The organism is Curtobacterium sp. YR515, from assembly GCF_900113095.1.
In the GTDB taxonomy this organism is placed as follows: domain Bacteria; phylum Actinomycetota; class Actinomycetes; order Actinomycetales; family Microbacteriaceae; genus Curtobacterium.
In genome coordinates this window covers 212771-231367 of record NZ_FOOD01000002.1, presented here as the reverse complement: position 1 = coordinate 231367, position 18597 = coordinate 212771, and the positions used below count along the sequence as shown (strand labels likewise).

General features: G+C 71.7%; 12 protein-coding genes. 4 read left to right on the top strand and 8 right to left on the bottom strand.

Annotated features, from left to right (window positions below):
• Positions 1-5: 5 nt before the first annotated feature.
• The 4 genes from BM028_RS05810 to BM028_RS05795 all read left to right on the top strand — a co-directional run bounded on the left by BM028_RS05810 (position 6) and on the right by BM028_RS05795 (position 7775).
• Positions 6-2471 (top strand): ATP-dependent helicase, encoded by a 2466-nt coding sequence (locus BM028_RS05810; protein WP_070417725.1) that lies wholly within the window; start codon positions 6-8, stop codon positions 2469-2471.
• A gap of 113 nt (positions 2472-2584) precedes the next feature.
• Positions 2585-4018: a pyridoxal phosphate-dependent decarboxylase family protein gene (locus BM028_RS05805; protein ID WP_254789469.1), complete on the top strand. Its 1434-nt coding sequence runs from the start codon at positions 2585-2587 to the stop codon at positions 4016-4018.
• Positions 4015-5421, top strand: coding sequence for a lysine N(6)-hydroxylase/L-ornithine N(5)-oxygenase family protein (locus tag BM028_RS05800; protein ID WP_092385231.1), 1407 nt, complete (start codon positions 4015-4017; stop codon positions 5419-5421). Before BM028_RS05805 ends, BM028_RS05800 begins: the two co-directional genes overlap by 4 nt.
• Positions 5418-7775, top strand: a complete 2358-nt coding sequence (locus tag BM028_RS05795) for a GNAT family N-acetyltransferase (RefSeq protein ID WP_092385229.1) — start codon at positions 5418-5420, stop codon at positions 7773-7775. Before BM028_RS05800 ends, BM028_RS05795 begins: the two co-directional genes overlap by 4 nt.
• Positions 7776-7909: 134 nt before the next feature.
• Here the strand turns inward: BM028_RS05795 and BM028_RS05790 are convergent, their stop codons facing one another.
• The 8 genes from BM028_RS05790 to BM028_RS05755 all read right to left on the bottom strand — a co-directional run bounded on the left by BM028_RS05790 (position 7910) and on the right by BM028_RS05755 (position 18420).
• Positions 7910-8548: a pyridoxine/pyridoxamine 5'-phosphate oxidase gene (locus BM028_RS05790; protein WP_071294778.1), complete on the bottom strand. Its 639-nt coding sequence runs from the start codon at positions 8546-8548 to the stop codon at positions 7910-7912.
• A gap of 18 nt (positions 8549-8566) precedes the next feature.
• Positions 8567-9268, bottom strand: a complete 702-nt coding sequence (locus BM028_RS05785) for an NUDIX domain-containing protein (RefSeq protein WP_092385227.1) — start codon at positions 9266-9268, stop codon at positions 8567-8569.
• Positions 9265-10857 (bottom strand): nicotinate phosphoribosyltransferase, encoded by a 1593-nt coding sequence (locus BM028_RS05780; RefSeq protein WP_092385225.1) that lies wholly within the window; start codon positions 10855-10857, stop codon positions 9265-9267. The genes BM028_RS05785 and BM028_RS05780 overlap by 4 nt, the downstream gene beginning before the upstream one ends.
• Positions 10854-11684 (bottom strand): phosphoribosyltransferase family protein, encoded by an 831-nt coding sequence (locus BM028_RS05775; RefSeq protein WP_070417730.1) that lies wholly within the window; start codon positions 11682-11684, stop codon positions 10854-10856. Before BM028_RS05775 ends, BM028_RS05780 begins: the two co-directional genes overlap by 4 nt.
• 50 nt (positions 11685-11734) lie before the next feature.
• Positions 11735-16105: an FtsK/SpoIIIE domain-containing protein gene (locus BM028_RS05770; RefSeq protein ID WP_092385223.1), complete on the bottom strand. Its 4371-nt coding sequence runs from the start codon at positions 16103-16105 to the stop codon at positions 11735-11737.
• Positions 16106-16313: 208 nt separating this feature from the next.
• On the bottom strand, positions 16314-16868 hold the full coding sequence (locus BM028_RS05765) for a hypothetical protein (protein WP_092385221.1): 555 nt from the start codon (positions 16866-16868) through the stop codon (positions 16314-16316).
• Positions 16865-17455: a hypothetical protein gene (locus tag BM028_RS05760; RefSeq protein WP_092385219.1), complete on the bottom strand. Its 591-nt coding sequence runs from the start codon at positions 17453-17455 to the stop codon at positions 16865-16867. The genes BM028_RS05765 and BM028_RS05760 overlap by 4 nt, the downstream gene beginning before the upstream one ends.
• On the bottom strand, positions 17452-18420 hold the full coding sequence (locus tag BM028_RS05755; RefSeq protein WP_139219760.1) for a hypothetical protein: 969 nt from the start codon (positions 18418-18420) through the stop codon (positions 17452-17454). The genes BM028_RS05760 and BM028_RS05755 overlap by 4 nt, the downstream gene beginning before the upstream one ends.
• Positions 18421-18597: the final 177 nt, after the last annotated feature.

Here is an 18597-nt window from a genome sequence, read left to right as displayed (position 1 = left end):
CGGACATGACGATCGTGCTCGACCCCTTCGACTCGACGCCCGGCCGTGCTGACGGTTCCGGCGCCGGTGACCGCGCCTACGACGACCCCTTCACCGCGGGTCTGAACCCCCAGCAGAAGGAAGCCGTCGAGTACCGCGGCGAGTCCCTGCTCATCGTGGCGGGCGCGGGCTCCGGCAAGACGAGCGTGCTGACCCGCCGCATCGCCCTGCTGCTCGCCAACCGAGAAGCCTGGCCGTCGCAGATCCTGGCGATCACCTTCACGAACAAGGCCGCGGCCGAGATGCGCGAGCGCGTGCGGGCGCTGGTCGGGCAGGCGTCCGAGGGGATGTGGATCTCCACCTTCCACTCGGCGTGCGTGCGGATCCTCCGGCGCGAGGCCGAGCGCTTCGGCTTCGCGCAGTCGTTCACGATCTACGACTCCGCCGACTCGAAGGCCCTGCTCAAGCGGATCATCAAGGAGCTCGAGGCGGACTCGCTCGGGCTGACCGTCGGCGCTGCGGCCTCGAAGATCTCGAAGCTCAAGAACGAGCTGCAGGACATCGACTCCTACGCCCGGAACATCAACGCGAACGACCCGCAAGAGGTCATGTTCACCGAGGTCTTCCGGCGGTACACGAACGAGCTGCGCCGGGCGAACGCGTTCGACTTCGACGACCTCATCGGCCAGACGGTGTTCCTCTTCCGCGCCTTCCCCGAGGTCGCCGCGCTCTACCAGCGCCGGTTCCGGTTCATCCTCGTCGACGAGTACCAGGACACCAACCACGCGCAGTACGCCCTCATCCGCGAGCTCACGCGGCCGGTCCCGGTCGAGCAGGTGGACAAGCTCGAGGACGCCGGGCAGCACGTGGCCCGCATGCGCGAGGCCGACGGGTCGATCGCCCCGGCGTCGCTGACCGTCGTCGGCGACTCCGACCAGTCCATCTACGCCTTCCGCGGGGCGGACATCCGCAACATCGTCGAGTTCGAGCGGGACTTCCCGAACTCGAAGGTCGTCCTGCTCGAGCAGAACTACCGGTCGACGCAGAACATCCTCGACGCCGCGAACGCCGTCATCGCGAACAACTTCGACCGGCAGGCGAAGAACCTGTTCACGGACGTCGGCGCGGGCGACAAGATCGTCGGGTTCACGGGCTACACCGGGCACGACGAGGCCCAGTTCGTCGCCGACGAGATCCAGCGCCTGCACGAGGACGGCATGTCCTACCGCGACATGGCCGTCTTCTACCGGACGAACTCGCAGACCCGTGCGCTGGAGGAGATCTTCATCCGGGCGGCGATCCCGTACCGGGTCCTCGGCGGCACGAAGTTCTACGAGCGCGCCGAGATCAAGGACGCCATGGCGTACCTGATCACCGTCGCCAACCCGGCCGACCCGATGGCACTCCGACGGGTCCTCAACGTCCCGAAGCGCGGCATCGGCGCGGTCACCGAGACCACCCTGCAGCGCTACGCCGACGAGCACGAGACGACGATGCGGGACGCCCTCCGGCACGCCGACGAACTCGGGTTCGGGCCGAAGGTGCGCAACGCGATCACGGCCTTCGCCGCCCTGCTCGACGACGTCTCGTCCCGCGCCGGTACCCAGCCGGTCGTGGACACCCTCACGCAGCTGCTCGACGGCTCGGGGCTGCTCGAGAACCTCCGGAAGTCGCCCGACGCGCAGGACGCCGCCCGTGCGGACAACATCGACGAGCTCGTCGCGGTGACGCGGGAGTTCCAGAAGAACAACCCCGAGGGCACGCTGTCCGACTTCCTGACCGAGGTCTCCCTCGTCGCCGCGGCGGACGAGCTCGACGACTCGTCGGGAACGGTGTCGCTCATGACCCTGCACACGGCGAAGGGGCTCGAGTACGACGCGGTGTTCCTCACCGGCGTCGAGGAAGACCTGCTGCCGCACCGGATGTCGGCGAACGAGCCGGGTGGCCCGTCCGAGGAACGCCGGCTCTTCTACGTGGGGATCACCCGCGCCAAGAAGTCCCTCTTCCTGTCGCTCGCGATGACCCGCGCGCAGTTCGGTGACGTCAACGTGGCGATGCCGTCCCGCTTCCTGCAGGAGATCCCCGAGGGGCTCATCGAGTGGAAGCAGTCTCCCGGCATGGCGAACAGCCGCGGCGGGACCGAACCCCGGGCCCTCAACGCCCGACGGGGCGGCGGGATCGGCGGCTCGGGCGGCGGCGCTGGCGGCGGGTACCGCGGCGGTGGCGGCTGGGGCGGTGGCTCGTACGACCGGGCGGCCGCAGCGCAGAAGACCCGTCCGAAGACCGAATGGGCGAACCGCGTGTCCGGGCAGGTCCGCGACAACGGCGACATGGAGCTCGTGGCCGGCGACCGCATCAAGCACGTCGACTTCGGCGAGGGGACGGTCTCGGCCGTGACCGGCATCGGAGCCAAGCGCATCGCCGAGATCGCGTTCGACTCCGCGGGCCGCAAGAAGCTCCTCATCAAGATCGCGCCCATCGAGAAGCTCTGAGGCGCTGAGCCCCTGACGCCGACGCGCCCGGCCATGTCGGGCGGCGCGCTGTCGTGCGTGACAATCGCCGCGAGGTGAGGTTAGCCTTACCTAACGTGACAGCCCTCATCGAATTGTTGACCTCTGCCAACGCCGAGCGCTACCGGACCACCGTCACCACGACGGTCGACCGGCTCGCGGACCGCATCTCCGACGTCGACCGACCGACGACCGACACCGCCGCGGACGAACTCCGGGCCCGTGTCGCCGCCGTCGACCTCGACGCGGAACCCCTCGGGACGGACCGGGCGCTCGCCGAGCTCGACGACCTGTTCGTCCGCGAGGCCGTCTGGTTCCACGACCCGGCGTACCTCGCCCACCTCAACTGCCCCGTCGCGCTGCCCGCGGTCGCGGCGGAGTCGGTGCTCGCCGCCGTGAACACCTCGGTGGACACCTGGGACCAGTCGCGGATCGGGACCGACATCGAGCGGCACGTGGTGGCGTGGCTCGCCGGGCGCATCGGGTTCGCGGGCGGTGACGGGGTGTTCACCTCGGGCGGGTCCCAGTCGAACCTGCAGGCGCTGCTGCTGGCGCGAGAGGCAGCGACGGCTGCGACGGCCGCGACGGCCCCGATGCTCACCGTCTTCGCCACCGCCGAGTCCCACTTCAGCGTCCGCAAGTCCGCCCGGCTCCTCGGCCTCCCCGACGACGCGGTCGTCGACGTCCCCACCGACCAGGCCGGCCGGATGCGTCCCGCGGCCCTCGCCGAGGCGATCGCCGCGGCCCGCACGGCCGGCCGCACCCCGATGGCCGTCGTCGCCACGGCGGGCACCACCGACCGCGGCGTGATCGACCCGCTCGAGCCGATCGCCGACGTGTGCGACCTCGAGGACGTCTGGCTCCACGTCGACGCCGCGTACGGCTGCGGCCTGCTCGTGTCCCCGACCCGTCGGCACCTGCTCGACGGGATCGAGCGTGCGCGGAGCGTGACCGCCGACCTGCACAAGTCGTTCTTCCAGCCGGTGTCGTCGAGCGCCCTGGTCGTCCGCGACCCCGCCGACCTCCGCCGCACGGCCTGGTACGCGGACTACCTCAACCCCGAGGACGCCGCCGAGCCGAACCAGGTCGACAAGTCCCTGCAGACCACCAGGCGGTTCGACGCGTTGAAGCTCTGGGCGACCCTCCGAGCGTCCGGCGCCGAGGCCGTCGGGCGGGCGTTCGACGCGGTGATCGACCTCGCGGCGGCGACGCACGCGATCGTCGACGAGCACCCGGACCTCGTGCTCGTCGCGCCGACGCAGCTCAGCACCGTGCTGTTCCGGTGGCAGCCCGCCGGCGTGACCGACGCGGACGCCGACGCACTGGTGGCTCCGATCCGGGCGGCCCTCCTCGCCGAGGGGCGGGTGCTCATCGCGAAGACCGTGATCGACGGGCGCCCCTGCAACAAGCTGACGCTGCTCAACCCGGAGACGACCCCGGCGCAGATGCGCGCCTCGCTCGACCACGTCGCCGCGACGGCAGCGCGCGTCCGCGCGACCACCTCCGCCCCGGAAGGAGCAACGCGATGACCACCGCCGACGACCTCCGGACCGCCGACCAGACCGCCGACCGTCCCGTCCACGACCTGATCGGCATCGGCATCGGGCCGTTCAACCTCGGCCTCGCCTGCCTCACCGACCCGCTCGACGACCTCGACGCGGTGTTCCTCGACGCCGCCGACGGCTTCGCCTGGCACCACGGCATGATGCTCGACGACGCCACGATCCAGGTGCCGTTCATGGCGGACCTCGTGACGATGGCGGACCCGACCTCGCCGTTCTCGTTCCTGGCGTGGCTCAAGGAGACCGGTCGGCTCTACCCGTTCTACATCCGCGAGGACTTCCACCCCCTCCGCAGCGAGTACGACGCGTACTGCCGGTGGGCCGCCGACCGGCTCGACACCCTCCGCTGGGGTCGCCGGGTCACGGCCGTCGAGCACGACGTGACGACCGACGTGTTCACGGTGCACGCCGAGACCGATCAGGGTCCCGAGACGTACCGCGCACGCCACGTCGTCGTCGGCATCGGCACGGAGCCGTCCGTCCCCGCACCCCTGCGGGGCATCGACGGGCCGGCGATCCACTCCGCCGAGTTCCTGCCGAACCGTGACGCCCTGCGCCGTGCCGGGTCGATCGCGGTGATCGGCAGCGGGCAGTCCGCCGCCGAGGTCTACCGCGAGCTGCTCGAGGACGTCCGGCGGGACGGCTACCGCCTCGACTGGATCACCCGCTCGCCGCGGTTCTTCCCGATGGAGGACACCAAGCTCACGCTCGAGATGACGAGCCCGGAGTACACGGACCACTTCCACGCCCTGCCCGAGGACGTCCGCGACCACCTCGGTCGCGAGCAGCGCGGGCTGTACAAGGGCATCAGCGCGGACCTCGTCGACGCGCTCTACGACCAGCTGTACCGGCTCAGCGCGCCGGGACCGGTCCCGACGACGCTCCGCACCGAGACCAGCGTGGTCGACGCCGTCTGGCTGGCGGACCGGGGGACGTACCGGCTGACGCTCCGGCACGAGCAGCTCGGCGAGACGTACGAGCACGACGTCGAGCGGCTGGTCCTGGCGACCGGGTACCGACCGCGGTCCGCGGCGTTCCTCGCACCGGTCGAGCACCTCGTCGCCCGCGACTCCCAGGGGCGCCTGGCGGTCGCACGGGACCACCACGTCGACCGACTCGGCGGCCGCATCTGGGTGCAGAACGCCGAGGAGCACACGCACGGCCTCACCGCACCCGACCTCGGCATGGGGGCGTGGCGGAACGCGTCGATCATCCGCTCCGTCACGGGTCGGCCCGTCTACGGCCTGGAGGCGCGGATCGCCTTCCAGGAGTTCGGCCTGCCCGCCTCGGCCCGCTCCACGGCACGTGGCAGCACCGCGGACGGCGCGCCGCCCCGGCACGCAACCGAGCGCGCGGAGGTCTCCGCATGACCGTCGACGCGACCACCCTGCCGGACGTGACCCAGGTCGGCGGGGCCGAGCCGCGCCTCCTGGCCGTCGAACCCGTGGACCCGGATCGTGACGCCGCCCTCGTGCAGTCGTGGCTCGCGCACCCCGCGTCGTCGTGGTGGGGCATGGGACACCTCGACGTCGACGCGGTGCGGACGTACCTCGCGGACGTGCAGGCGGATCCCGCGCAGGCCGCGTGGCTCGGCCGTCGTGACGGCGTTCCGGTGTTCCTCGCGGAGACGTACGACCCGGGCCGGGTCCTGCTCACCGACGTGTTCGCCGCCGAACCCGGCGACGTCGGCATGCACCTGCTCGTCGCGCCGCCGCCCGCCGACGGACGGGTGCACGGACTGACGAGCGCCGTCATGCGCACCGTCGTCGAGCACTGCCGCGACGTCCTCGGAGCACGCCGCGTCGTCGTCGAGCCCGACGTCCGGAACACCGCCGTGCACGCGAAGAACGCCGAGGTCGGGTTCCGCGTGCTGCGCGAGGTCGACGTCGACGGCAAGCGCGCCCTGTTGTCCGTGCTCGACACCGACCGGATCGGGCTGCCCGAGGGCGACGGGCCCGCGGCACACCTCCGGCCGGAGCACCTCGAACCGGCCCAGCGGCACCTCGTGGCGAAGGCGATCGCCGAGTTCACGCACGAGCGCCTCGTGGAACCGCAGCCGGACGGCGGCGGCTGGCGGCTCGACGCGGGGGAGTCGACCTACCGGTTCCGAGCGCGCCGGCACGTGCTCGAGCACTGGTCGATCGACGAGGCGTCGCTGACCCGCACCCGCGCCGGTGCGGCGGCCCCGCTCAGCGCGCAGGACCTCGTCCTCGAGCTGCGCGACGTGCTCGGGATCCCCGACGCGCTGCTCGGCACGTACCTCGAGGAGATCGCCTCCACCCTCGCCAGCGCCGCCGCGAAGCACCGTCGCGGTGGGCCGTCAGCAGCGCAGCTCGCACGGGGGCGCACGGAGGGGTCCGACCGCGTCGTCGCATCGTTCCAGGACGTCGAGTCGGCGATGACCGAGGGGCACCCGGCGTTCGTGGCGGCGAACGGGCGGATCGGGTTCGGGCTCGACGAGTACCGCGCCTACGCTCCCGAGGCCGGCGGTCGGTTCCGCTACCGCTGGCTCGCCGCACGCCGGGCCTGCACGCACCTCGCGCTCGCCGCGGACCGCACCGAGCGCGACCACTGGGCGGCCGAGCTCGACCCGGAGACCACCGCCGGGTTCCGGGCCGTGCTCGTGTCCCGGGGACTCGACCCCGACGACTACGTCTGGATCCCCGTGCACCCGTGGCAGTGGCAGCACCGGATCGCCGTCACGTTCGCGCCGGACCTCGGGCGGCAGGACCTGGTCGACCTCGGCGAGGGGCCGGACGAGTACCAGCCGCAGCAGTCGATCCGGACGGCGTTCGACCGCTCCCACCCGGAGCGCTCCTACGTCAAGACAGCGCTCGCCGTGCAGAACATGGGGTTCCTGCGGGGGATGTCGCCCGCGTACATGCGGAACACCCCGGCCGTGAACGACTGGGTCGCGGCGCTCGTGTCCGCGGACGAGACGCTGGCCGGCGCCGGGTTCTCGGTGCTCCGGGAGCACGCGGCGATCGGGTACACCGGGGACGCCTACCACCGGGTCGACGTGTCCTCACCGCAGCGGAAGATGCTCGCGGCGCTGTGGCGGGAGAGCCCGCTGCCGCGGGTGACGGACGGCGAGCGGCTGCTGACGATGGCCGCCTTGCTGCACCGGGACGCCTCGGGTGACGCCGTCGTGTCGGCGCTGATCGAGGCATCGGGGCTGCCGGCCGACGAGTGGGTGCGGCGCTGGCTCGACGCGTACCTGCTGCCCGTGGTGCACTGCCTGACCGTGCACGACCTCGTGTTCATGCCGCACGGCGAGAACCTCGTGCTCGTCGTCCGTGACGGGGTCGTGGTGCGCGCGGTGATGAAGGACATCGGCGAAGAGGTCGCGGTGCTCGGGCGGCACGCCGACCGCCCGGTGCCCGCCGACATCGAGCGCATCGTGCACCCGGTGGACGACGACGAAGCGGCGCTCGCCGTGTTCACCGACGTGTTCGACGGGGTGCTGCGCTTCGTCGCGGCGATCCTCGACGACGACGGGGTCCTGCCGGAGTCGCGGTTCTGGCAGGTGGTGGGGGAGTGCGTCGACGCGCACGCCGCGGCCCACCCGGAGCGCCGGCGGCCGCTGGACCTGCGGGTGCCGGCGTTCGAGCACTCGTGCCTCAACCGGCTGCAGCTGCGGAACACGCTGTCGATGGTGGACCTGGCGGACCAGTCGTCGTCGCTCATCCGGGCGGGGGCGATGCCGAACCCGATCGCGCGGTAGCGCGCGCGGCGCGCGCGGCCGCGGCGGCGGCGCGGTGTGACGAACCAGGAATCCGACATCGAACCAGCGCGCGCGGCTGGTTCGATGTCGGTTCCGTGGTTCGACGTCGGGCGGAGCCCGCCGCCCGCGCCGCGCTACGGCTGCAGCCGCGCCGCCGACCACGCGCCGTCGGCGAGCACGTACTGCAACCGCCGGTGCATCCGGTCGCGGCTGCCGTGCCAGAACTCGACGCGGTCCGGCTCGAGTCGCCACGCCACCCAGCCCTCCGGGCGGGGCACGTCGTCCTCGGACTCGTCGAGCAGCGCGTTCGCGTCGTCGATGAGGTCCTGCAACGTCCGGGGCTCGAGCACCGAGGACTGGTCGGCGATCGCGGTGGCGGCGCGGGACTTCGGCGACCGGTCGGCGAACAGCGCGTCGGACTCGGCGTCGGAGAGCTGCACGGCCCGGCCCTCGAACCGCAGCTGCTGCATGGTCTCCCGCCAGTACACCTGGAGCGCGGCGAACGGGTTGTCGTCGAGCTGCCGGCCCGTCGGGCTGAGCGTCGAGGTCCCGAACACGAGCCCCCGGTCGTCGAGCCGCTTCACGTCCACGGTCCGCGCCGAGACCCGGCCGTCGGACCCCGCGGTGGCGAGCGTCATCGACATCGGCTCGGACACGTCGCCGTCCCGCGCCTCGTCGATCCAGGTGCGGGCGACGTCGAACGGTGATGCTGGCGGGTCGGTGTACTCCGGGAACGCGAACGAGGTGTCACCGGACAGCGGAGCGGAGGGCATGCCCCCACCCAACCGCGATCAGCCCGCCCACGTCCAGGTTGCCGGGGGACGGCCGCCACGGACCGCGGCCGTGGCCGACGCGTCGGCCCGGACGAGCGCCGGGTTCGTCCGCAGCGCCCGGTTCGTGTTGCCGGGATCCGGCTGCACGCCCGTCAGTGCGGTCTGCAGCGCGGAGGCGTCGGAGGTGGTGAACACCTCGCCGAGCAACGCGCGCGTGAGCGGCAGGTCGCGCCAGATCCGGGTGCGGACGTGGTCGAGGGCGGCTCGGATGATCGCGTCGTGGTCGAACGGGAGGCGCGGGTCGTCTCCCCCGGGCACGCGCCAGACCGCGGGTCCCGCGGCCGAGGGCGGGGCCACCACAGCGGCCGCCGCGGCCGGCGTCGGGGTCGTCACCGCCGGTGCCACCACGGCCAGGAAGGCGACGCTGATCGCGGCGCTCCGCGGGTCGCGGTCGGGTCCGTCGAACGCGCCGACCTGCGCGAGGTGCCGGACCGCCGCCGCGTCGATCCCGGTCTTGGTGCGCAGTGCGCGTCGTGCACCGTCGGCGAGGAGTTCCGCACCCTCCAGGAGCACGCCGGGGAGCGCCTCCTGGCCCGCGTACGGCGCGTACTGCCGACGCGCGGTGGCGACCCGCAACCCGTCGCTCGTCGTGAACGACATCGGGACGACGTCGATCGCGATGAGCGGCTGGTCGCGGGCCGCCGAGGTGGCGTCGGTCACGCCGTCGCCCGACGGGCCGCGCGGTCGGCGCGCTCGGTGCGTTCGCGGCGGAGGGTCTCCCGCACGTCCGCGAACGACTGCAGGACCCGGAACCGGCCGTCGACCCACACGGGCTGGAGCAGGCTCGTCGCCTCGTCCTCTGCGGTGGCCTGGTCGGTCTGGCGTATCTCGCCGGTTTCGTCGCGGTGCAGGGCGATCCGTCCCTTCGCGCTCTTCTTGCCGCTGCCCGTCTTCGGGTCCTTCTGGATGTCGACGGGCTCGCCGTCCACCAGCGCCCAGGTGGCCTTGACCGCGCTGCCGAGGTTGTCGCGGGTCATGTACTGGTACGTGTACGAGCCGATGCCGAGCACGATGTTGTCACTCGCGTAGCCCTTGGCGGCGAGTCGCTCGTAGATGCGGCGGGCACGGTCGAGGGTGATGCTGTCGCCGTAGATCACGCCGATGTGCTGGTCGAGGACCTTGAAGCCCTGGTCGTTCACGGTGTGCCCGAAGATCTCGTCGAGGAGTTCGACGACGCCCTTCTCCTCGTGGCTGCGGGCCGGGTCGGTCAGTGCCGCGGCATCGACCCCGTGCACGGTGCCGGTGACGATGTCCACCGGGTCGCCCGAGTCCGGGCGGATGACGAGCTTGCCGTCGCGACCCGTGATGCGGTCCTTGAGCTGCGGGAGCGTCTCGGTGATCACCTTGAAGAGGTCGAACCCGTCGCTCACGGCCGACACGATGCCCGTCGGGTACACGTCGAGGATCTGCTCGAAGGTCGCCAGCTCGCCCTCGGCGCCGCGCACGCACATCACGCTGTGCTCGGTGGCCGGGACGCTCGCGGCCACCCAGCCGTTGTCACCCGGGTAGTAGCGGTCGATGAAGTCGAGCGACGGCATCGAGTCGGTGCCGAGGAACGAGAGGAGGTGCCCGGCGCCACCGGCCGCGGCCGACTCGATGCTCGACTGCCCTCGGAAGGAGAAGTCGTGCGCGGCGAAGTCGATGCTGGCCGGGTCGGCGCCGGTGCGGGCGGCCCAGTCCTCCATGAGGTCGCGGTACTCGAGCGCCTTCGTTGCGACGGTCGACGGGTGCCAGATCGAGGCCGACAGTGCCGTCTCGATGTAGTTCGGCAGCCAGAAGAACTCGTCGACGGTGTTCTCGACGGTGAGGGTCGCGACGCCGATCGGGGCGAGGGTGCCCTCGGGGAGCGCGCGGATCTCGAGCGGGAGGTACCCGACGCGGTGGAGTGCCCGGACGTGGTCGGTGCCGATGTGGTTCGGGCCGAAGTACCCCTGCAGTGCCTGCTCGAACAGGCCGGCGACCTCGTCCTCGTCCGCGGCGAAGAACGGCGCCCACGCCTCGACGAGGGAGCGCTGGATGAACGCCTGCAGGCCGAACACCACGGCGTGCGTCGACTCGGGCATGTGCGCGTTCGAACGGTTCGTCCAGTTGATGAGGATCCGGGTGGTGCCGGCCGGGTAGACCTGCCGGTGCGAGTGCTTGTAGCCGTCGACGGCGAGGAGCGGGGCGATCGGGCTCGGGCCGGTGAGGCGGGGCGCGATGCCGGTGGTGCCGTCGGTGCCGGTCGTGGTGGTGTCGGTCTGCGTCATCGGATCTGCTCCGTCAGGTAAGGGGTGAGTTCGATCGTGCGCAGGCCCTCGATGGCGTTCTGCGCGGGGTAGGAGTCCGTCGTGACGATCTCCCCGAAGTGCTCGGCGAGCTGCGGGGCCCGGCCGGAGAAGACGCCGTGCGAGACCCAGAGGCCGAGGCGGTCCTTCGTCAGACCCGTCGCGGTCGCGAGGCCCATGAACGTGCCGCCCCCGTCGCAGATGTCGTCGACGACGAGCAGGCGACCGGTGTCCGGCAGCGGCTCGCACGTGAAGCCGTCGAGCTTGCCGGTGTCCGGGTTGCGGTGCTTCTCGGCGCGGAACACCGGCAACCCACAGGCGTCGGCGACCGCGGAGGCCCGCGCGACCGCGCCCTTGTCGGGGGCGATGATCCCGCTGTAGTCCGAGCCGGCGACGACCTGGTCGCGGACGACGGTCTCGCTCGTGACCACGGTCAGGCGCTCCACCAGGTCGACGATCACCGGCGAGTGCGGGTCGAACGCGATGACCTGGTCGATCCCGAAGCCGTTGATGACGTCCGCGTAGACCTTCGCGCCGAAGGGGAGGCCGCGGTCCTGCCGGGCGCCGGGCAGGTACGGGACGAGGGCGACGGACCGGGATCCGCGCTGCCGGACGGCGTCCGCCCACATGCCGAGCATGAGGAGGTCGTCGCCGTTCGTGCCGCGCAGGGTCGCGATCTCGATGAGGTCCCCCGCGTCGGCGTCGTGTGCGACCTTGACGTGTGCTTCACCGGCGGGGAACCGCATGGTGGAGAACGTCGGTGTCGCCTGGGTGCCCCGGGTGGTCCGGGTGCTGAGTTCGACTGCCATGACCCGACCGTACCACGGTATTTGTCAGTGTGACAAGAACCGGGGTGTGATCAGGGGACCGGAACCTGCACCGACACCAGTTCGCCGTCGCCGAGGTGCACCAGCGCGGAGCCGACCTGCACCCGTTCGACGATGCTGCTGCGCGGCAGGCGCATGCCGAGCAGGTCGCCCTCGGTGATCGCCTGCGGGCTGAGGAGCGCCCCCGACCGACGTCGCTTCATGTCCACCTGCCAGCCCGTGAACCCGACGCCGAACTCGGCCGTCAACCCTGCCGCGACGATGGCCTGCCCGTTGTCCGCCGCGCTCTTCACGAAGCCCTGCAGCCAGCTCTTCGCGGGTGCGTCCTTGACGAGCTCGGCATCGTCGATGACGAGGACCCGGCGGCCGGGTTGCCCGTCGAACAGCGGCGCGAGGTCGGCCTCGGTGACGTCGACGCCCTCGTGCGCGCCGAGGACGCCGGGTTCGGACGCGAGGGCGCGCAGGGGCGACTGCCGCGGGGTGACGAGCACGATCTCGCCCCCCTCGCGCAGCACCGACCGTGCGATCGACAGCAGGACGGAGCTCCGACCGGACTTCGCGGGACCGCCCACGACGAACGAACCCGCGGCCGCGAGGTCCGGTCCGATGGCGGTGAGGTCGTCCCCGCCGATGCCGACGAGGCCGAACAGGGCGGCGTCGTCGTCGCGCATCTCCCACGCCCGGTCGAACGGCACCGGCCCGGACAGCTGGTCGACGCGGAACGGCCGACGGGCACGCTCGACCGCGCGGTCGCGCTCGGTCGCGAAGGTCGCGAGGGCGGTGATCGCCGCGGCCTGCGACTGGCCGGTGCCGGCGGCGGCGAGCAGGGCGATCTGCGTCTCGGTGGCGGACTCCGACGCGAACGCCCGTCCGTCCGGGACCTGCTCGGGCAACTTGCGGGGGTTGAGCGACGCGAGGCCGTAGTCGCCGCGGTCGGAGAGCCGGAGGACGAGCTTGTCCTCGACCAGCGTCGCCATCCGGCTCGACAGGAGCTGACGGTCCCCGGTGACCACCAGGTGGATGCCGACGCTCGCCCCTTCGCGCAGGAGGGTCATCACCTGGTCGGTCGGTGCACCGTGGTCGAGTTCGCCGAGCGAGCCCACGAAGCCCTCCCACCGGTCGAGCATGAACACGATGTGGGGGAGCCGGTCGGCGGGCACGACCGCCGCCGCGCGCTGCTCGACGATGCTCGCGAACCCGCCGTCGGCGAGGACCTGCTGCCGGCGGGCGAGCTCCTGGGTGAGCTTCGTGAGGAGACGCTGCGCGCGTTCGGTCTGCACGCGCTGCACGACGGCGCCGGCGTGCGGGAGGGCCTGGATCGGCAGCAGCGCACCGTTGCCGCAGTCGAGCGCGTACACGTGGACATCGGCTGCCGAGGTGTTCCGGGCGACCGCGGCGGCGATCGTGCGGAGCACCTGCGACCGACCGCTCCGTGGAGCACCCACCACGTAGAGGTGCCCGTCCGAGTCGAGGTCGAGGCTCCGGACCCGCTGCGCCTGCTCGGCCGGGAAGTCCTGCAGCGCGAAGGGCAGCGGGCCGACCCGGGCATCGGTCGTGCTGCTGTCGTCGAGCTCCCACGCCCGGTCGTTCAGGTCGGTGAAGAGCAGCGTCTCCGGCAGGGCGTCGAGCCACGGACGGTAGGGAGCCGGTCCACCGAGCTCGGTCGCCGCCTCGGCCACCGCGCCGACCAGCTCCTGCAGGTCGGTGCGTTCCTCTGCCTGTAGCTCCTTCGACTTCGGTGGTGCCGGTGGCGTGGTGCCGAGCGACGACCACGAGACGGCTCCGGCCCAGACCTGCTTGCGTCCGGTCGACAGCCCCGGACGCCGGCCGCCCACCCGACCGGCCTGGAACGGCAGCAGCGCGCCGGCCCCGAGCCGGATGTACCCGCGGCCGGGCGTGCTCTTCTGGATCTGCGCCGCGTCACCGGCGTCGATGACGTCGGTGCTCTCGCTCGAGTCCGTGACGCGGAGCGCGATCCGGAGGTTCGTGTTGGCGCGGATGTCGTTCGACACGACACCCGTCGGACGCTGCGTGGCGAGGATGAGGTGGATGCCGAGCGACCGTCCCCGCTGTGCGATGTTGACCAGGCCCGTGACGAAGTCCGGGAGTTCGCGCACGAGACTCGCGAACTCGTCGATGACGATGAGCAGACGCGGCATCGGCGGCAGCGGCTCACCGCGGACGAGGCGGTCGACGTAGTCCTCGATGTCCTTCGCGGCGGCGTCGGCCAGCAGGTGCTCGCGGCGACGGAGCTCGGCGCCGAGCGACTCGAGGGCGCGTTCCACCAGGTGCGTGTCGAGGTCCGTCACCATGCCGACCGTGTGCGGCAGCGGCGCGAAGTCGCGGAACGCCGCACCGCCCTTGTAGTCGATGAGGACGAAGTTCATGCCCTCCGGGGTGTTCGTCGCCGCCAGGGACGCGACGATCGTCTGCAGGAGCTCGGACTTCCCCGACCCGGTCGTGCCGGCGACCAGGCCGTGCGGGCCGTCCTTGCGGAGGTCGAACGCGAACGGGCCGTCGAGGCTCTCGCCGACGACCACCTCGGTGGTGCGCGCACGCACGTTCCACTTGCCCGTGATCGCCCGCGCCGTCGGCGGTTCCAGCAGCATCACGTCGAGCAGTCGCGACGACGACGGCAGCCCACCGGCATCGCTCTCGTCGTCGGCGTCGACCATCGGCGCCACCGCCCGGGCGACGGTCTCGAACCAGCCGTCCGGGATGCGGTCCGGTCGGACGTCGGTGACCGTCGCCTGACGCTGGGCGGCGACACGGATGCGCTCCGGACCCACCGTGACGACGACCGAGCACTCCTCGGGCAGCAGGCGTGCCTCTTCCTCGATGCAGATCGCCCGGACGCCGACCGCGGGGCCCTCCTTGAGGATGCGGATCAGGCCCGGCAGTGCGCGCAGCCGTCGAGCGCCGTCGAGCACCACGACCACGTCGGGACCGGGGATCCCCCGCACGTTCGACTCGCGCATCGCCCGCTGCCGTGCGTCGATGAGCTGCCCGATCTCGGCGACCCGCGCGCCCAGCGTCTCGGCGTCGTTGCCGATCGCGATGACGGCGTCCTGCCCGAAGCCCGGTCGCGCCTGCGGCACCCATCGCAGCCACGCCCACTCGTCGGCGGACTGCGCGTCGGTGAGCACCACGAACTGGGTGTCCCGCGGGCTCTGCAGCACCGCGAGCTGCGCCACGAGCCACGACGTGAGGTGCCGAGTGTGCTCGTCGCGCCCGGCGACACCGACCACGCCGTGCTCGCCGAGGTCGACCACGACCGGCACGTCCTCGGCCAGCTTGTCGACCGCCCGCCGGTGCTCCAGCGCTGCCGGGTCCTCGAGCACGACGCCCGACGGCACGTCCGCCGTGCCGACGCGCAGCGTGAGGTAGTCGGGGTCGGTCCGCCGACGCTCCCACAGCCGGGCGCGACGGCGTAGGGCGATGTCGAGCACCGTCGCCGGATCGGGCGCGCTGGTGCGTGACTCGCGCTGGTACCGGACCACTGCCTCCAGGGCGTCCGACTCGACCGCCTTCTTCGTCTCCTCGTACTCGGCCACCCGCTGCCGGTGCGTCTTCTTGCCGTTGCGGCGGTCCCACCAGGCGTTGCCGAACATGATGATCGGCGACATGAGGCCGAATGCCAGGTACGCGACGTTGTGGAAGATCGAGATCATCACGGCCGCCATGCCGAGCGGCGCGAGCGCCGCGATGATCGGGATGGAGCGGCGCGACTGCTGCCCCGGCGCCGCCGGCAGCTTGAAGACCGTCGGCGTCTCCTCCGGCAGCAGGCGCGGCGGCCGGGTGTAGTCGAGCGTCCCGCCACCTGCCGTCAGCGTGATCGCCGCCCGGTCGGCGTCCGGGACCGCGACCGACAGCAGCGTGTCGCCGATCGTGACGACGCTGCCGGGCTCGACGGGCGTCTCCTCGTCGAGCTCCGTGCCGTCGAGGAGGACGCGCGAGCCGCGCGTCGGGATGATCGAGAACCGCCGGTTGAGGTCGAGGCGCAGGATCGCCGCGTACTCCGGGGCGGTGCGGTCCGGCAGGTGCACCGTGGCGTCCGGAGCGGAACCGACGTGTGCGATGCCCGCGTCCAGCACCACGACCGTGCCGGCTCCGGGCCCGCCCACGATGCGGACGCTCGGCAGGTCGGCCGGCAGCGGGAGGACCGGCGCGGGGGCGCCGAAGGTCAGGCGGGACCCCTCGAGCAGGACACCGTCACCGAGCCGGGCGTGCGGGGTCGTCGGGACGGCGTCGACCGCGACCTCGACGATGGACTCGGCGCTCAGGCCGAAGCGACGGGCGACGATCTCGACGACCTCGCCGAGGACGGTGTCCTCGTCGCACTCGACCACGAAGTCCGCGGTGGCGTCGGTCGGCAGGTGGGTCGCGGTGAACGTCAGGCGCACGCGGCACCTGCCACGTCGTGGGTCCTGGTCGTCGCGGAGCACCCCGTCGAGGCCCCCCGCAGCGTCGTGCTGCCGCTCATGGGTCGATTCTCGCAGGTTCCTGCGACGTGCAGGCCGGGTTGCGTCCGGCTTGTGGATGGGCGGTCGGACTGGAGGCGCGGTGCGGGGGAACGGGTCGGCTCACCTGCGACGCGTCCAGCCCCAGCGCTCACCTCGCGTTGTGGATGCGTCGGACGAACGCCTCCAGGGACGTCTCAGCGGCAGTGAAGGCCGCAGCATGATCGCCGAGACCGGTGACCGTGATGGTCAGGGTGCCGGATCGGAAACGCCAGCAGCGCGCGACCACGGCTCCCGTCGCATCGACGAACGGCCACGTCTCCGCGGTCTGCTCCCACACCGTTTGGGCGCCGGCGCGGAGGCCCTCGAAGGGTGGGATGCCGGTACCGCCCAGTCTGTCCCCGGTCGCGGTGACGGAGACGGTCGTCGTGTCCGTCGGGGATGTGATTTGCGGGCGGAAGAACGCGAACCGGAGGTCGGGCGCGCTCATCCTGCAGTGCTGCTCGAGCGACCCAGCGGTCAAGATGACCTCCACGGTCTTGAACGGTCGCACGTACCAGGGGAAGAGTCCGTAGGTGGTCGAGTTCGCCCAGCGCTTCGGCTTGCCCCGGACGTCCTCCGGCAGCGGGACGACCAACCAGTCCGCGCCGGCGAGGCCCTCGAGGTCGGGGAGGCCGACGGGCGTCGGGTCCGCGGCGCCGCTCATGACGTCTCCCGGAGTTCGAGGCTGAGCGCGAGCCGGTCCACGTGCGGCAGCGCGAGATCGACGTTGCTCTCGTGCGCGATCACCGATGTGAGCACGGCCGTGCGGGAGAGCGATTCGTCGGAGAACGGCTGCACCCATCGGACCGAGGTCTTGACGGATCGTCTCCGGAGGAACCTGCTCGGTTCCGAAGTGTGTCTGAGCAGGATCCGTGTGGCGGTGCCCAGCGCGGTGCGTGTCGTCGTGATCTCGGGGTCAGCAGTGAGCGATCCATCGCGGCGCTCCGCCCAGGAGTCGTCGATCACGAAGTCGGCCGCTCCGTCTCCGACGAGGTAGTGCACCGCGGTGTGCGCGATGACGTGCACTGACGGTCTGTTCGTGGTGAGGACGGCGAAGTCCGGCGCCTCGAACGTGTCGCGGTACCGAGCAAGGTCGCTGAACTCGCGCACGAGGCGGGCACGGTCCCTCGACGACACGGCCGTCTCCGCGAAGCTCACCGCGCGAGTGGCAGCGGCCGTCCCGACTTCATCCGGCGCCCCGGGCTCGATGAACGTCCAGGCGTCGATCGGCCGGAAGTGCAGGTTCTTCATGATTCCTCTCCTCGTGATGCGCCGCTGAGCCACCACCGGTGGAGCGCCAGTGGGCCGCTCCCGTTGATCAGTGCTCGACGCCGGTACGCCACCCAAGCGAGACCGGGGAGGGCCATCGCGAGCAAGACGGCTGCGACGACGAGGTCCCAGCGCTGGGCCGGAACGGTCCAGAGCAGGGTCAGCAGCGAAGCCAGCACGACGATCGTCAGCGCTGCGGACCGTCCGCTCATCCGGTTGGGCTTGTCGACCGCGACTCTCGTCGGGTCGCCGACGCGCACAGACGTCTCCGTCCAGCCCAGCCAGCAGGTGAGGCCGACGTTCGTCGCAGCGAGCGCGAGGCACAGTGCACCGGCCCAGGGCAGTCCCGCGGCGAACGACGTCGCAGAACCCAGGACCGGCAACATGGTTGCGACGAGGACCGGCGTCACCCGTGCGACCCCGAGCTCGTTGCAGGACGACAGTGATCCCTTCGCGATGTCCAGGCTGGATCGGGTGTCGAGGCGCTGCGCCGGAGAAGACCGCACGTCCGGTTGATGCGCCGTCAGGATGCCGGATGCGTTGAAGAGCGCCGTCAGCTGGTCGGGTCCGTCCGGGTACCAGGTCGCTGCATCCAGTTCTGCGCGAACGGTACCGGTGCCGTCGACCAGCAGAGCAGTGCGACGAGCGTGGTCGGTGAACACCACACGGCTGACCGCCATCGGGGACAGCGTCGAACCGGGAGTCTCCAGACGGCGCCACATGCCCTGGCCGTCCGTGAGCTCCAGCTGCTGACCACCGTTGACCGACAGCGATGCCGTACTCGTGAACCAAGCTGGTCCGTGTGGTCGGACCGCGTCAGTCGGTTCCCTCGTGATCCGTCGCCTGCCGATGATCACCGAGAAGGCAGCGACGACGACAGCGATCGATGCCGCGATCTGTGGGAGGCTCCACAACTCCCAGAGCAGGCGATGCGCCGTCGCTGCCACGACGAGGGCGGAGGCGACGGAGAGCGGGATGAGCGCACCACCCCCGAGGACCGCCACGCGCACGAGGAGCTCGGCACGGGTGAAGAACGCCGGTGGCCGAGGAAGGATGACCGTGGGACGTGGGGTTCCGTTGAGCGTTGCCGATGCTCCGTACCGCTGGATCAGCAACGCGAGACC